This is a genomic window from Salmonella sp. 32031103-2018-00083-FB-01-SM-01 (genome assembly GCF_017571995.1).
Lineage (GTDB): Bacteria > Pseudomonadota > Gammaproteobacteria > Enterobacterales > Enterobacteriaceae > Salmonella > Salmonella enterica.
This window is the reverse complement of the sequence record NZ_JAGEQL010000001.1, coordinates 1,231,590-1,244,194: the sequence shown is the minus strand read 5'-3', so window position 1 is coordinate 1,244,194 and position 12,605 is coordinate 1,231,590. Positions and strand designations below refer to the sequence as shown.

Annotated in this window: 11 protein-coding genes; 8 read left to right on the top strand and 3 right to left on the bottom strand. The window is 51.2% G+C overall.

Annotated features, from left to right (window positions below):
* Nucleotides 1–22 precede the first annotated feature (22 nt).
* Both J4614_RS06220 and serB read right to left on the bottom strand, forming a co-directional pair.
* Nucleotides 23–1,345, bottom strand: coding sequence for an MFS transporter (locus tag J4614_RS06220; RefSeq protein WP_000023812.1), 1,323 nt, complete (start codon nucleotides 1,343–1,345; stop codon nucleotides 23–25).
* Between the two features lie 32 nt (nucleotides 1,346–1,377).
* Nucleotides 1,378–2,265 carry a phosphoserine phosphatase SerB gene (gene serB, locus J4614_RS06215; RefSeq protein ID WP_023262920.1) on the bottom strand — a complete coding sequence of 296 codons (888 nt, stop codon included), beginning with the start codon at nucleotides 2,263–2,265 and terminating at the stop codon, nucleotides 1,378–1,380.
* Nucleotides 2,266–2,481: 216 nt separating this feature from the next.
* On the opposite strand from serB, the gene J4614_RS06210 reads away from it, so the two are divergent.
* Together J4614_RS06210 and J4614_RS06205 are read left to right on the top strand one after the other, a co-directional pair.
* On the top strand, nucleotides 2,482–3,849 hold the full coding sequence (locus tag J4614_RS06210) for an L-serine ammonia-lyase (RefSeq protein WP_021000519.1): 1,368 nt from the start codon (nucleotides 2,482–2,484) through the stop codon (nucleotides 3,847–3,849).
* A gap of 4 nt (nucleotides 3,850–3,853) precedes the next feature.
* Nucleotides 3,854–4,243 (top strand): helix-turn-helix transcriptional regulator, encoded by a 390-nt coding sequence (locus J4614_RS06205; RefSeq protein WP_000876817.1) that lies wholly within the window; start codon nucleotides 3,854–3,856, stop codon nucleotides 4,241–4,243.
* On the opposite strand, the gene fghA is transcribed toward J4614_RS06205, so the two are convergent.
* A complete protein-coding gene (fghA, locus tag J4614_RS06200) occupies nucleotides 4,232–5,089 on the bottom strand; it encodes an S-formylglutathione hydrolase (RefSeq protein WP_000425490.1) in 858 nt (285 codons plus the stop codon). The genes J4614_RS06205 and fghA overlap by 12 nt on opposite strands.
* A gap of 329 nt (nucleotides 5,090–5,418) precedes the next feature.
* On the opposite strand from fghA, the gene folE reads away from it, so the two are divergent.
* From folE to mglC, 6 genes are all read left to right on the top strand, one after another.
* Nucleotides 5,419–6,087, top strand: a complete 669-nt coding sequence (folE, locus tag J4614_RS06195) for a GTP cyclohydrolase I FolE (protein WP_001139611.1) — start codon at nucleotides 5,419–5,421, stop codon at nucleotides 6,085–6,087.
* Between the two features lie 14 nt (nucleotides 6,088–6,101).
* The gene (gene yeiB, locus J4614_RS06190) at nucleotides 6,102–7,244 is read left to right on the top strand and encodes a DUF418 domain-containing protein YeiB (RefSeq protein WP_001612136.1); all 1,143 of its coding nucleotides are present in this window, start codon (nucleotides 6,102–6,104) and stop codon (nucleotides 7,242–7,244) included.
* A gap of 149 nt (nucleotides 7,245–7,393) precedes the next feature.
* Nucleotides 7,394–8,416: an HTH-type transcriptional regulator GalS gene (galS, locus tag J4614_RS06185; protein WP_000628634.1), complete on the top strand. Its 1,023-nt coding sequence runs from the start codon at nucleotides 7,394–7,396 to the stop codon at nucleotides 8,414–8,416.
* A gap of 498 nt (nucleotides 8,417–8,914) precedes the next feature.
* Nucleotides 8,915–9,913, top strand: a complete 999-nt coding sequence (gene mglB / locus J4614_RS06180; protein ID WP_001036937.1) for a galactose/glucose ABC transporter substrate-binding protein MglB — start codon at nucleotides 8,915–8,917, stop codon at nucleotides 9,911–9,913.
* A 133-nt stretch (nucleotides 9,914–10,046) separates the two neighbouring features.
* Nucleotides 10,047–11,567 carry a galactose/methyl galactoside ABC transporter ATP-binding protein MglA gene (mglA, locus tag J4614_RS06175; RefSeq protein WP_000535914.1) on the top strand — a complete coding sequence of 507 codons (1,521 nt, stop codon included), beginning with the start codon at nucleotides 10,047–10,049 and terminating at the stop codon, nucleotides 11,565–11,567.
* Between the two features lie 15 nt (nucleotides 11,568–11,582).
* A complete protein-coding gene (gene mglC / locus J4614_RS06170; protein ID WP_001275101.1) occupies nucleotides 11,583–12,593 on the top strand; it encodes a galactose/methyl galactoside ABC transporter permease MglC in 1,011 nt (336 codons plus the stop codon).
* The last annotated feature ends 12 nt before the right edge of the window (nucleotides 12,594–12,605 follow it).

The window sequence follows — 12,605 nt, the reverse complement described above, 5'->3', positions numbered from 1 at the left end:
TTTTGCCGCTGTCGCCAGAATGTTATAACCGATGCAGCCTGGAGAGCAGCGCCAGCGACAGAGTCGTTAACAGAATGGCGATTAACGCATAGATATAAACGCCCGACCACGCCCAGCTATTTTTCACCATAATTACCGGCACACCGGCCATTGCCGCGCCGACATAGCTGAACAATCCCCGAAAGCCGGTAATCGATCCCGCCGCATCCTTATGGGTCACATCCAGACAGCCGACGGCAAAAAGCATATGCGGTCCGTATAAGGCGAAGCCCATGATGGTGAACAGAATCGCGGTGAGGGTGTAAGAGGTATCCTGAACCAGCGGCACCAGCACGATGCATATGCACAGCGCTAACGCGAAGATTAATCCGGTCATCCAGCGGTTACTTTTGAACATAAAGTCAGACAAGTAGCCTGCCAGCAACCCACCTGCCAGTCCGCCCGCCTCAAACCAGGAAATAATCGAGTTCGCTTTTATCAGGCTCCAGCCGTGAACCTGCGAATAGTAAATCTGCGGCCAGTCGTTAAGGATGGTGCGCGCAATATAAACCGACATATCGCCGATAATAATGATCCATACCAGTGGATTGGTCAGGATATATTTCACAAAAATCTGCCAGAAGCTCAGGTTGACCGGGCTGGCCTTGACCTGGGCCAGTTCCGTCGGGTCGTTACGCCACTGCCCCACGTTGGGCAAACCTAACGTACCGGGACGATCTTTAATGGTAAATAGCGCCACTATCCCCATCAGCAGCGAAATGGCGCCGGGAACATAAAACCCCATTTTCCAGCTACCGCTAAAGGCGATAGCAAAACTGGTCAGCAGCGGCGCGAGGCTGCCGCCGATATTGTGCGCCGCTTCAACGATAGCCCACCAGCGTCCCCGTTCGTTTTTCGAAAACCACGAGGCCATAATTTTCGCCATCGGCGGAAAGCTGGTGCCCTGTAATATCGCGTTGAGGCTGTACAGTACGTAGAATGCCGCCACGCTATCGGAAAAGCCGAACAGAATATTTACAATCCCCACGCCAATCAGCACCGGGCCGGTCATGGCTTTCGGGTTAATTTTATCGACCAGCATCCCGCCGACAAACTTCATCGCGCCATAAAGAATGTAAAAAATAGAAGACATAATGGCGAAGTCTTCTGCGGTCAGCGACGTTTGCGTCAGCATGGCCGGCATCGCGGCGGAGAAGTTTTTACGGGTAAGATAAAAGACGGCATAAGAGATAAAGACCGAGGCGATAATCTCAAAACGAAATTTTTTATAGGTCTGGTCTATCTCTTTTTTCTCTTTTACAATCGGCTTATCGGGCTGGCTGAAAATAAATGTTTTTATACTCATTTTAAAATTCCCTTCCGGCGAGGTGAGTCGCGTTATAATTCATCTTCAATAAGAAAAAGAAGCAATTCGAAACCGTGATAATTAATCTGATGGTGGATTTTTTCCCGAACAACCGGCTTCGCTTTCCAGGCAATACCGGTGCCAGCATGTTCTAACATCGGCAGATCGTTGGCGCCATCGCCGCAGGCAATAATATTCTCCGTGGCAATATTTAACCGGGCAGCCAGGTCAACCAGAGTCTGTTTTTTGTTTGCGGCATTCATAATCGGTAAGGTAATGTTATCCGTCAGAACGTTATCGCGTATTTCAACCGTATTCGAAAAGGCATAATCCAGTTGATACCGTTCTTTTAGACGCTGGGTGAATATATCCAGTCCCCCGGAGATAATCGCGGTTTTAAATCCTTTGGCCTTGATGACTGGCAGAATAGTTAACAGGCCTGGCGAAAGGGTCATGCGATCGCATACGGCGTTCAGCACTGCTTTCGGTGTGCCTTTCAACATTCCGATACGTCGGGTAAAACTGGCGTTAAAATCAAGCTTGCCCTCCATCGCCTGTTGGGTAATGGCGGTGATTTGCGTCGACATGCCAAGCGCGCGGGCAATTTCATCCACGCCTTCTTCCGCAATAAATGTCGAGTCCATATCAAACGCGATAATACCGTTAGCAGGCAGTGGCTGCGGCTTAATAAAAAAATCAAACTGCCATTGTAATGAGAGTTCGCGTAAATAGCGATAAAATTCAGGCGTCAGACATTCCGTTGGCAGCGTAAGCTTTAAATAAGCGGTATTGATAAGCGCGGCATAACGTTTATCAAATAATAGCGGAAACGGCATGGTGACGGCATCAAATAACGTTTCCTGTAATTTTTTCTGAAATGTATCGATATCCTGTGTGGTAATAAAATAAATAATGCTCATATGATAACTCCCTTAATTTACGGGTATTATAATGGCTCTTTTGCGGCGTGGAATCTTGTGCTATCACAGATATCACAGCCAGAAAAGGGCTAAAAAAGCGTTGTTTTTGATACCAGGTAAAGTTCAGACACAAAAGGTATCACTTTTGATATGCCAACTGTGCGAGGATGTTATTTATTACTGAACGCGAATGACACTGAAAGGATTGATATAACGATGGAGAGTTGCCTTGATATATTCAAAATAGTAATAGGTCCATCCAGCTCACGTACCGTAGGGCCGATGCGCGCCGCCTGTCACTTTATTTCATTGCTCAGAGAACAAGAGACGTTGCCGCTAATTCGGGAAATTGAAATCGAGCTGTATGGCGCGTTATCGTTAAGCCGCAAGTGCCACAATGTGGATACCGCCCTTTATCTTGGGCTGCTGGGTTGCCAGCCGGAGAATGTCGATCTCCGTTCGCATATGGCGGTGATTAAGCGTGCGGAAAATGAAAACAAAATCGAACTCCCGCTCTCCGACGCGGGCGGAATCACGATAAAAGTCAAGATTATCGCCAATCACCAGGCGCATCCAGGCCATCCTTATGCCATGACGTTTCGCGCCAGAGATGATTATTTCACGGTGTATGAAGAGACCTGGTTTTCGACCGGCGCCGGGCAGGTCCGCAAACATGGCGAGCCGCTGACGCCATCGCTTCCTTTGCGTACAGTGTCGCCCTTTGAATTTAGTCATGCCGCGCAGTTGCTGGCGCTATGTCGGCGTAACGGCCTGTCCGTGGCGGCGCTGATGATGAAAAATGAGCTGTGCCGCCACTCGCCACAGACGTTGCAGAATTATCTGGCGCAAATATGGGACGTGATGCAGCAGGCGGTTTATCGCGGCCTGCATACTGAGGGGGTATTACCCGGTCCCTATCAGGTACCGCGGCGCGCCTGTGCGTTACATAAGACGTTACAGGCTAACCGTTCCGCCAGCGATTTTTTAACCGCGCTGAACTGGGTCAATGCCTTCGCGATTGCGGTAAGCGAAGAAAATGCCAGCGGCGGACAGATTGTTACCGCGCCAACCAATGGCGCGTGCGGCATCATTCCGGCAGCGCTCTGCTGGTATGATAAATTTGTCACGCCGCTGGAGCCCGGTGCTCTGACCCGTTTCTTCCTGACCGCCGCCGCTATCGCGATGTTGTTTAAACAAAACGCCTCTATTCTGGGATCTGAAGTTGGCTGTCAGGGGGAAATCGGCGTGGCGTGCTCAATGGCGGCGGCGGGCCTGGCTGAACTGATGGGCGCATCCGTGGAGCAAACGCTGAGCGCCGCTGAAATTGCCATGGAACATCATCTGGGATTGACCTGCGATCCGCTGGGCGGGCAGGTACAAATTCCCTGCATAGAGAGAAACGCCATCTCTGCCGTGAAAGCGATAAACGCGGCGACGATGGCGATGAGTCGCGTAAGCGAACCCTGTATTTCGCTCGATGAGATCATTGCTGCGATGTACGAGACCGGTAAAGACATGAGCGCTAAATACCGTGAAACGTATCATGGTTCGCTGGGGAAAATTCAGCCGCGCAAGAGAGGGTAACAGCGTGAAATACAATACGATGAATAACGACGAGATTATCCTGTCGTTGTGCGCTCGCTTAAAGGAGACGCGTCTGTCTCTTTCGATGACCCAGCAGCAGCTTGCCGATCGCGCGCACGTTGGCATCGCCACCATCAAGCGTATCGAGAAGGGGGGAGGGCTCAATCTTGATACGTTAATTTCTCTCCTGCGGGCGCTGGATAAGTTGCATAATCTTGATGCGGTGCTGTTTGAATCCGAGCTGCGTAATTTTCACGAAAGTTATGAAGGCGGAGAGGGCAGCGGCCGCCTTCAGGTACGCCAGCAGGCCGCGGATTTAAATAATAAATCTTCCGCGCCGCAGTCGGAGGAGGTGAATTACAGCGCGGCGCTGGAAAATTCATTATGTTGGTGACGTCTCACGCTCGCCCCGTAAATACCGGGCATGAAAGCGCAGATGGTCCTCGATGAAGGACGCAATAAAATAATAGCTATGATCGTAACCGGGCTGGATTCGTAGCGTCATCGGCCAGGCGGTTTGCCGCGCGGCTTCCGCCAGTACGGCGGGCTGAAGCTGATCGGCGAGGAACTGATCGCTGTCGCCCTGATCGATGAGCACAGGAATGGCGTCCTGCGGCTGGCTGGCCAGCATTAATTCGCAGCTATCCCACTCAGTCCAGGCTGATTCATCTTCGCCGAGATAAGCGGTAAGCGCTTTGATTCCCCACGGCACGCGGCTGGGGTTGACGATGGGCGCAAAAGCAGAGACGCTGGTATATTTGCCCGGATTTTTCAGCGCCATGATTAACGCGCCGTGGCCGCCCATCGAGTGCCCGCTGATGGCGCAACGGTCGCTGACGTTAAACTGTGTCTGGATGAGCGCCGGAAGCTCATCGCGCAGGTAATCGTACATGCGATAATGGCTGGCCCAGGGCGGCTGTGTGGCATTGAGATAAAACCCGGCACCGTGGCCTAAATCGTATCCGCTATCGTCGGCGACCTGTTCACCGCGTGGACTGGTATCCGGCATCACCAATACAATGCCCAGTTCTGCTGCGATACGCTGCGCGCCTGCTTTGGTGGTAAAGTTCTCATCATTGCAGGTCAACCCGGACAACCAGTACAGTACCGGAGGCGGTTCATTATCCTGAGTCGGCGGAAGAAAAATGCTGAATGTCATGGCGCAGTTTAGCGTGGCGGCATGATGACGCCAGCGCTGCTGCCAGCCGCCAAAACATCGGTGCTCTTCGAGCATTTCCATGCGGGGGCTCCTTTTATAGTGAACCTGATAAGGTATGCAGATTCTTCATAATACAGATTATTCACCGCGTTGTGAGTAACTTTCACTTCCGTAATACATAAACATGCTTCATCATTTAAATAACGTTGCGTTAACAAATATGCCCTTTGTCCTGCCAGCATTCTCGCACCGGAAAAGATGTCATGAAAGGCAGCGACAATTTCAACAATTATGGGCGTGAATACTGGATTATGTGCGCTACCTCACGCACAATAATCACACTGTCACAATATTGACAAACTTTGCCCCATGCAGGGCAGAGGCGCCACACCTGCAGGAGAACACGATTAATGCCATCACTCAGTAAAGAAGCGGCCCTGGTTCATGACGCGCTGGTTGCCCGGGGGCTGGAAACGCCGCTGCGCCCGCCTATGGATGAACTGGATAATGAAACGCGAAAAAGCCTTATCGCAGGGCATATGACTGAGATTATGCAGTTGCTGAATCTCGATTTGAGCGATGACAGTCTGATGGAAACGCCGCATCGTATCGCTAAGATGTACGTTGACGAGATTTTCGCCGGCCTCGACTACGCCAATTTCCCGAAAATTACCCTCATTGAAAATAAAATGAAGGTGGATGAAATGGTCACCGTCCGCGATATCACGCTGACCAGCACCTGTGAACATCACTTCGTGACCATTGATGGCAAAGCGACCGTCGCGTATATCCCCAAAGATTCCGTGATCGGCCTGTCGAAAATTAACCGTATCGTGCAATTCTTCGCCCAGCGTCCGCAGGTTCAGGAACGTTTGACCCAACAAATTCTGACGGCGCTGCAAACCTTGCTCGGCACCAATAATGTAGCGGTATCGATTGATGCGGTGCATTACTGCGTGAAAGCGCGCGGTATTCGTGACGCAACCAGCGCCACGACGACGACATCGCTGGGCGGATTGTTTAAGTCCAGCCAGAATACGCGCCAGGAGTTTCTGCGTGCCGTTCGCCATCATCCATGATTAAGGCGGAGACGATGGAGCGTAATGTCACGCTGGATTTTGTACGTGGCGTCGCCATCCTCGGTATCCTGCTTCTTAACATTAGCGCCTTTGGATTGCCGAAGGCGGCTTATCTCAATCCCGCCTGGTACGGCGCGATCGTTCCCGAAGACGCCTGGTCCTGGGCGATTCTCGATATTGTGGCGCAGGCTAAGTTTCTTACGCTGTTCGCGTTGTTGTTTGGCGCGGGGCTACAAATGCTGCTTCCGCGTGGTAAACAGTGGATTCAGTCGCGCTTAACGCTATTGGTACTGTTAGGTTTTATCCATGCGTTATTCTTTTGGGACGGCGACATTCTGCTGGCCTACGGTCTGGTCGGGTTAATTTGCTGGCGACTGGTACGCGACGCGCCTTCGGTAAAAAGCCTGTTCAATACCGGCATACTCCTTTATCTGGTCGGGATTGGCGTGCTACTGCTGCTGGGCGTGGTATCGAGTAGCGAAACCAGCCGCGCCTGGACGCCGGATGCGTCGGCAATATTGTATGAAAAATACTGGAAGCTGAACGGCGGCATGGAGGCTATCAGCAACCGGGCAGAGATGCTGTCGAATAGTTTACTGGCGCTCGGCGCGCAGTATGGCTGGCAACTGGCGGGTATGATGCTGCTGGGCGCCGCGCTAATGCGTAGCGGCTGGCTGAAAGGTCAGTACAGTCTGCGGCACTATCGCCGTACCGGGATTCTGCTGGTGGCGTTAGGGCTAATGATCAACCTGCCTGCGGTCATCTTACAATGGCGGCTGGACTGGGCGTACCGCTGGTGCGCCTTCTTATTGCAGGCGCCGCGCGAACTGAGCGCGCCGTTGCAAACGCTGGGCTATGCCGCGCTGATGTTTGGCTTCTGGCCGCAGCTTAGCCGATGCAGACTGACGCTTGCCATTGCCTGCGTAGGGCGAATGGCGCTGACCAATTATCTGCTGCAGACGATCATCTGTACCACACTGTTTTATCAGTTTGGCTTATTTATGAAATTCAATCGACTGGAACTCTTGTTCTTTGTCGTTCCGGTATGGGCAATAAACCTTCTCTTTTCCGTCATCTGGCTACGTTTCTGGCGACAGGGACCGGTCGAGTGGTTATGGCGTCAACTCACGTTGCGCGCGTCAGGATCGCTCAGATAACGATCTGGATCACATTCATTAACAAAATGGCTGTAACCGTTTCCATCCCTGTGATGTTTCTCACGCAGCCCTGGGCAGGGTGCTGACAAAATAGCCGCCTGCTAACGGGGCATTTGTGAGCATTTTTGAACTCAAACAGGGCAGTGAATATGATCACCATTCGTGATGTAGCGCGCCAGGCTGGCGTGTCTGTAGCGACCGTTTCCCGCGTACTGAATAACAGCGCGTTGGTCAGTCCCGACACCCGTGACGCCGTTATGCAGGCCGTCACCCTGCTGGGATATCGGCCAAATGCGAATGCGCAAGCGCTGGCCACCCAGGTGAGCGATACCATCGGTGTCGTGGTCATGGATGTTTCCGATGCCTTTTTCGGCGCTCTGGTGAAAGCCGTAGATCTGGTCGCGCAGCAGCACCAGAAATATGTTCTCATTGGCAACAGTTATCATGAGGCGGAAAAAGAGCGTCATGCGATTGAAGTCTTGATCCGTCAGCGTTGTAACGCATTGATTGTTCACTCAAAAGCCTTAACCGATCGCGAGCTGAGCGACTTTATGGATCAGATCCCTGGTATGGTGCTGATTAACCGTATCGTGCCGGGTTATGCGCACCGTTGTGTCTGTCTCGACAATGTGAGCGGTGCCAGAATGGCGACCCGAATGTTGCTGAATAATGGACATCAACGCATCGGCTACCTGGCCTCCAGCCACCGTATTGAAGATGACGCGATGCGCAGAGAAGGGTGGTTACACGCGCTGCAAGAGCAGGGGGTTGCTGCGTCGGAGAGCTGGATTGGCACCGGCACGCCGGATATGCAGGGCGGCGAGTCGGCAATGGTTGAGTTGCTGGGACGCAATCTGCAACTGACGGCGGTATTTGCCTATAACGATAACATGGCGGCGGGCGCGCTGACGGCGTTAAAAGATAACGGCATCGCCATTCCCTTGCATCTGTCTGTCATCGGTTTCGATGATATCCCTATTGCTCGTTATACCGATCCTCAGCTGACTACCGTGCGCTATCCTATTGCTTCTATGGCGAAAATCGCGACCGAGCTGGCGTTACAGGGGGCCGCAGGCACCCTGGATATCACGGCGACGCACTGCTTCATGCCGACACTGGTGCGGCGCCATTCGGTGGCGTGGCGACAGAATGCGGTACTGATCACTAACTGATTACGCACCGCATGTAACCGTTTTCAATCTGTGAGTAAATTCACAGTTTATTAACATTGTGATAGCTATGATGACAACGTTTGTCGCACTGTAACTAATGTGTAACAGTTAGTTGTCAGTTTTGCTGGGGTATTTCGCTTATAAAAACCGTTAACACAATATCCCGCGACTACCGGACAAAAATAAAGAGTTGAATAAGAGCCTATCCCATTAGGGCTATTTTACTTGCCATTTTGGACCTGGGCAGTGCTCGCCAAAACGCGTTAGCGTTTTGAACGCCGCTAGCTGCGGCCCGAAGGGCGAGCGTAGCGAGTCAAACCTCACGTACTACGTGTACGCTCCGGTTTTTGCGCGCTGTCCGTGTCCAAACTGGCTGCGCCAATAACGCCTGGTGGGATAGGCTCTAAATACGCTTCGGCGTTCAGTAACACGCGTTAACGTGCTGAACAGCCGGGCATTTTTTTACGCTATACCCTACATAATAAAACCGGAGCTACCATGAATAAGAAGGTACTGACCCTTTCTGCCGTGATGGCAAGTCTGTTATTCGGCGCGCACGCGCACGCGGCTGATACTCGTATTGGCGTGACGATTTATAAATATGACGATAACTTTATGTCCGTGGTGCGTAAGGCTATTGAAAAAGATGGCAAATCCGCGCCGGATGTTCAGCTACTGATGAATGACTCGCAAAACGATCAGTCCAAACAGAATGATCAAATTGACGTTTTATTGGCGAAAGGGGTTAAAGCTCTGGCGATTAACCTGGTCGACCCGGCAGCCGCCGGTACGGTGATTGAGAAAGCGCGCGGGCAAAATGTGCCGGTGGTGTTCTTTAACAAAGAGCCTTCCCGCAAAGCGCTGGACAGCTATGACAAGGCGTATTATGTCGGGACTGACTCTAAAGAATCCGGTGTGATTCAGGGCGACTTGATTGCCAAACACTGGCAGGCGAATCAGGGTTGGGATCTGAATAAAGACGGTAAAATTCAGTATGTTCTGCTGAAAGGCGAGCCGGGGCACCCGGATGCGGAAGCCCGTACGACGTATGTGGTGAAAGAGTTAAATGCTAAAGGTATTCAGACCGAGCAACTGGCGTTAGACACCGCCATGTGGGATACCGCGCAGGCAAAAGATAAGATGGATGCCTGGCTGTCTGGCCCGAACGCTAACAAGATTGAAGTGGTTATCGCGAATAACGATGCGATGGCGATGGGCGCGGTAGAGGCGCTGAAAGCGCATAATAAATCGTCGATTCCGGTCTTTGGCGTCGATGCGTTACCGGAAGCTTTGGCGCTGGTGAAATCGGGCGCGATGGCCGGTACGGTACTGAATGACGCCAACAATCAGGCGAAAGCGACATTCGATCTGGCGAAAAACCTCGCCGAAGGCAAGGGCGCGGCTGACGGCACCAACTGGAAGATTGAGAATAAAATCGTGCGCGTGCCTTATGTCGGCGTGGACAAAGACAATCTGAGCGAATTTACCCAAAAATAACTTTTCCGTCTGTGGGCGCAATTTTGTTGCGCCCTGAAACCGTGGAAGGGTGACGCGCCGCGGACCGGATAACGTATTTCTTTTGCCATCCGGCGCGGATAGTCATAATTAAAAAGGCCGACAGGGTATCATTATGGGCAGCACGATCTCTCCGTCGTCGGGTGAATATTTGTTGGAAATGCGTGGCATTAACAAATCATTTCCCGGCGTGAAAGCGCTTGATAATGTCAACTTAAACGTTCGTCCGCACTCTATTCATGCATTAATGGGCGAAAACGGCGCAGGCAAATCAACATTATTAAAATGTCTTTTCGGTATTTATCAAAAAGATTCCGGCAGCATTGTATTTCAGGGGAAAGAAGTGGACTTCCATTCGGCGAAAGAAGCGCTGGAGAATGGGATTTCGATGGTACACCAGGAGTTAAACCTGGTATTACAACGTTCGGTCATGGATAACATGTGGCTGGGGCGTTATCCCACCAAAGGTATGTTTGTCGACCAGGATAAAATGTACCAGGATACCAAAGCGATATTTGATGAGCTGGATATCGATATTGACCCGCGCGCGCGCGTGGGAACGTTATCCGTTTCGCAAATGCAGATGATCGAAATTGCGAAGGCGTTTTCCTATAACGCTAAGATCGTTATTATGGATGAACCGACCTCATCGTTAACTGAGAAAGAGGTTAATCATCTGTTCACCATTATTCGCAAGCTGAAAGAACGCGGCTGCGGTATTGTTTATATCTCGCATAAAATGGAAGAAATTTTTCAATTGTGCGATGAAATTACTATTTTGCGCGACGGTCAGTGGATTGCCACCCAGCCGCTGGAAGGGCTGGATATGGATAAGATCATTGCGATGATGGTCGGGCGATCCCTGAACCAGCGCTTCCCGGATAAAGAAAATAAGCCGGGCGACGTGATTCTGGAGGTACGTAACCTGACCTCGCTGCGCCAGCCTTCCATTCGCGATGTCTCCTTTGATTTGCACAAGGGCGAAATTCTGGGCATTGCCGGCCTGGTTGGGGCAAAGCGTACCGATATCGTCGAAACGCTGTTTGGCATTCGTGAGAAGTCGTCCGGGACAATCACTTTACATGGCAAGAAAATTAATAATCACACTGCGAACGAAGCGATTAACCACGGTTTTGCGCTGGTGACGGAAGAACGTCGTTCCACCGGAATTTACGCCTATCTGGATATCGGATTTAACTCATTAATTTCGAATATCCGTAATTATAAAAATAAAGTGGGGTTATTGGATAATTCCCGGATGAAAAGCGACACCCAATGGGTCATTGACTCCATGCGGGTAAAAACGCCGGGGCATCGCACGCAAATTGGTTCGCTTTCCGGCGGCAATCAGCAAAAGGTGATCATTGGTCGTTGGCTATTAACGCAGCCGGAAATATTAATGCTGGATGAACCGACCCGTGGCATTGATGTCGGCGCAAAGTTTGAAATTTATCAGCTTATTGCGGAACTGGCGAAAAAAGGCAAGGGGATCATCATTATCTCTTCTGAAATGCCGGAGCTGTTAGGGATTACCGATCGTATCCTGGTGATGAGTAACGGTCTCGTTTCCGGCATTGTCGATACTAAAACAACAACGCAAAACGAAATTTTGCGTCTTGCTTCTTTGCACCTTTAAGATCAGGGGCTCCTTATGAGTGCGTTAAACAAGAAAAGCTTTTTGACCTGGCTGAAAGAGGGCGGAATTTACGTCGTTCTTTTAGTGTTGCTGGCGATTATTATTTTCCAGGACCCGACTTTTTTAAGTTTGCTGAATTTAAGTAATATTCTGACGCAATCTTCGGTACGTATTATTATCGCGCTGGGCGTGGCGGGACTCATCGTCACCCAGGGGACAGACCTGTCGGCGGGGCGTCAGGTAGGGCTGGCGGCGGTCGTGGCGGCCACATTACTGCAATCAATGGAAAACGCCAATAAAGTGTTTCCGGAAATGGCGACCATGCCGATTGCGCTGGTCATCCTGATTGTCTGCGCGATTGGCGCGGTGATTGGCCTGGTGAACGGCATCATTATTGCTTACCTGAACGTGACACCGTTTATTACCACGCTTGGCACGATGATTATCGTTTATGGGATCAACTCCCTTTACTATGACTTTGTCGGCGCTTCGCCCATTTCCGGCTTTGACAGCGGCTTTTCCACCTTTGCGCAGGGCTTTGTGGCGATGGGCAGTTTCCGGCTCTCCTACATCACTTTTTACGCCCTGATTGCGGTAGCGTTTGTCTGGGTGCTGTGGAATAAGACCCGTTTTGGTAAAAACATTTTTGCTATTGGCGGCAACCCGGAAGCGGCAAAAGTTTCTGGAGTAAACGTGGCGCTGAACCTGCTGATGATTTATGCGCTCTCCGGCGTGTTTTATGCCTTCGGCGGCTTACTGGAAGCAGGGCGTATTGGTTCTGCCACCAACAACCTCGGCTTTATGTATGAACTGGATGCGATTGCCGCGTGCGTTGTCGGGGGCGTATCGTTTAGCGGCGGAGTGGGTACGGTCTTCGGCGTGGTGACCGGCGTCATTATCTTTACCGTCATCAACTACGGCCTGACCTATATCGGGGTAAACCCGTACTGGCAGTACATTATCAAAGGCGGCATTATCATTTTCGCCGTGGCGCTGGACTCGCTGAAATACGCGCGTAAGAAGTAGTTTTCCAGACCT

Excerpts from the sequence above, each read along its gene's own strand:
- mglC (WP_001275101.1), top strand. The coding sequence starts at position 11,583 with ATGAGTGCGTTAAACAAGAAAAGCTTTTTGACCTGGCTGAAAGAGGGC.
- yeiB (WP_001612136.1), top strand. The coding sequence starts at position 6,102 with ATGGAGCGTAATGTCACGCTGGATTTTGTACGTGGCGTCGCCATCCTC.
- J4614_RS06210 (WP_021000519.1), top strand. The coding sequence starts at position 2,482 with ATGGAGAGTTGCCTTGATATATTCAAAATAGTAATAGGTCCATCCAGC.
- mglB (WP_001036937.1), top strand. The coding sequence starts at position 8,915 with ATGAATAAGAAGGTACTGACCCTTTCTGCCGTGATGGCAAGTCTGTTA.
- serB (WP_023262920.1), bottom strand. The coding sequence starts at position 2,265 with ATGAGCATTATTTATTTTATTACCACACAGGATATCGATACATTTCAG.
- galS (WP_000628634.1), top strand. The coding sequence starts at position 7,394 with ATGATCACCATTCGTGATGTAGCGCGCCAGGCTGGCGTGTCTGTAGCG.
- fghA (WP_000425490.1), bottom strand. The coding sequence starts at position 5,089 with ATGGAAATGCTCGAAGAGCACCGATGTTTTGGCGGCTGGCAGCAGCGC.
- J4614_RS06220 (WP_000023812.1), bottom strand. The coding sequence starts at position 1,345 with ATGAGTATAAAAACATTTATTTTCAGCCAGCCCGATAAGCCGATTGTA.
- folE (WP_001139611.1), top strand. The coding sequence starts at position 5,419 with ATGCCATCACTCAGTAAAGAAGCGGCCCTGGTTCATGACGCGCTGGTT.
- mglA (WP_000535914.1), top strand. The coding sequence starts at position 10,047 with ATGGGCAGCACGATCTCTCCGTCGTCGGGTGAATATTTGTTGGAAATG.